This is a genomic window from Soonwooa sp. T0.1_25, from assembly GCF_057652215.1.
Map to the genome: position 1 here is coordinate 1 of NZ_JBYFBZ010000036.1, position 2041 is coordinate 2041.

At 30.6% G+C, this 2041-nt stretch carries 3 protein-coding genes; all 3 read right to left on the minus strand.

From position 1 onward, the window contains the following. Nucleotides 1–188: 188 nt before the first annotated feature. Complete coding sequence (gene lnu(I), locus AC23MB_RS14180) at nt 189–959, minus strand: lincosamide nucleotidyltransferase Lnu(I) (RefSeq protein ID WP_487787628.1); 771 nt, start codon at nt 957–959, stop codon at nt 189–191. Between the two features lie 344 nt (nt 960–1303). Continuing rightward, nucleotides 1304–1714, minus strand: coding sequence for a hypothetical protein (locus AC23MB_RS14185; RefSeq protein ID WP_487787629.1), 411 nt, complete (start codon nt 1712–1714; stop codon nt 1304–1306). Between the two features lie 43 nt (nt 1715–1757). Beyond that, on the minus strand, nt 1758–2041 hold a 284-nt coding region (locus AC23MB_RS14190), incomplete at its 5' end, for a hypothetical protein (RefSeq protein ID WP_487787630.1).

Sequence of the window (2041 nt, forward strand, 5' to 3'; positions counted from 1 at the left end):
CAACCTGATTTTCCTCTAAAAACCGCAATATTGGTATAAAATTGCAGATAACGGAAAAAGTATTGGCGAAGTGCGGGATTTCGGAGCAATTCACTGTCCGCCCACCACAAAGTTTCTTAGGAGCAAAAATGCTCAAATTTAGCAGTTCAGCCCGCATTACGCTTATACAATGTTGGCGGTAGTTTTTTTTATTCAATTCTCCTTAATACCCCCTTTAATTTTGCTTCAACTCCAAGATTATCAAAAAGTTTTTCAGTCAATGTTAATGTCTTCTTGAAAGCTGTTTTAATATCTGTCGGATCTAATTCTGATGTTGTCTCCTGAAATAACGAATACCAATCTGGGTCTATGTCTTTTTCCAAGCTTTTTGTTGGACTTTCCCAATGTTTGGTTTGGTATGTTTCAATTCTTATTAACCAAAGTAAATATTTTTGAACATTTGATAAGCTTTGGTAAGCGTGAGCAAATTCCTGTCGTTTAATTAAGTTGCTTGTTGTAAGTAAAACATTCAACAATGATTGGCTCAACCACAGGATATTTTCATTTGTTGTTCGATCAGGTACTTTAGTTTTTATTTCTTTGAGCGTGTTAGTCAATAAATCTTCTTTATCTACTAAAATCATCTTGTCAAAGTCGCTAAACTCTACCAAACCGTCCCACGATTTGATAACTTCCATTTGGTCGTTTGTCAAAAAATGAAACTCCCCCCTTATCATATTTTCAAAAATGGCAACTTCACTTCCATACTCGTTGGTAAAATATAATGCCAAAGGATGAATTTGGCTTACCCAATTTTCAGCGGAAAAATTTTCTTTATCCTTCAAGAAGATGTAGAATTCAATATCTGAATATTTGTCCCCTTCATTTTTGGTAAATGACCCGTACATAAATACGGCAGAAATATTTTTATCATTTTGAGCTATTGACTTTGTTTTGTCAATCATTTGTAACTGTATCATTTTCTAATTTTTTTAATATTAACAATCGTCTTTTCTACTTTGCCTAGTAAAGGATATTTCAATTCTTATTCTATCTTACAGTTACTTATAGCTTCATTTTCTTGAATGTTTTTTGTTGTTAATCGTTTCTTCAAATTACCGCCAACGGAAAAAGTATTGGCGAAGTGCGGGCTTAATTTGAACGAATGTTCAAGTTCAGACCAAACGGAGCCAATATTTTTTCAATGGAACTAAGTTAAACAAAAATGTGGAATTGAAAAATATTGGCGGCTAAATATGTGAAATTTTTCAATTATACATTTAACCCCGCATTTTGCCAATACAATGTTAGCTGTAGTTGCGTTTTATCTACTTTTTTTGTTTGATTCTAAAACAAATCTATAAACCATTTCATCTCCATTATTAATTATTTTTATAATGTTAATTGTATCTTTTCTTTTTTTACTGTGATATTTTCCGTCTCCAATTCTCCAATTGTAAAATCTTATTGAATCAGAAAAATTATTTTGATTTAGTGATTTTCTTTCATTTGGTTTTTTAAAACTCAAAGACTGAATATAAATTGAGTCTTTTGGATTGACGTTTTTTACTTCAAATGTTTTGTTCAAAGACATACAATGTACATTTAGGTTTAAATCATTTTTGCCAGAAATTTCTTTGTATATATGTGAGTGTGGAGCTCCAGTAATTGCTAAAAAACAGGAATTTAAAGTTACAATAACAAAAATGTAGGCAATTATCTTTACTATTTTCATTTATATGGGATTTTTGATTATTTATTATTTTTCGAAATATAAGTTAATCTTTGGCTTCGATTGTATCAAAAATAATTTCATTTTCCTTTATTTTTTCTCTTATTATTATTCTAGAATTATAATTTTCAGATAAGACGATTGACGTAAGAATTAAAATGCTTAAAGAAACGAAGAAAATAAATTTGAATATTTTCATTTTAAAATACGGCTTGTTTTTGTTCTTTTGATTTTGTGGAATTGTTGTTGCGCAATTACAGCTAACGGGAAAGGGCTTTGCGAAGTTACGCCAAAAACGAGGCTGCCATAGCTTTGGAGGCGTAATTTTGC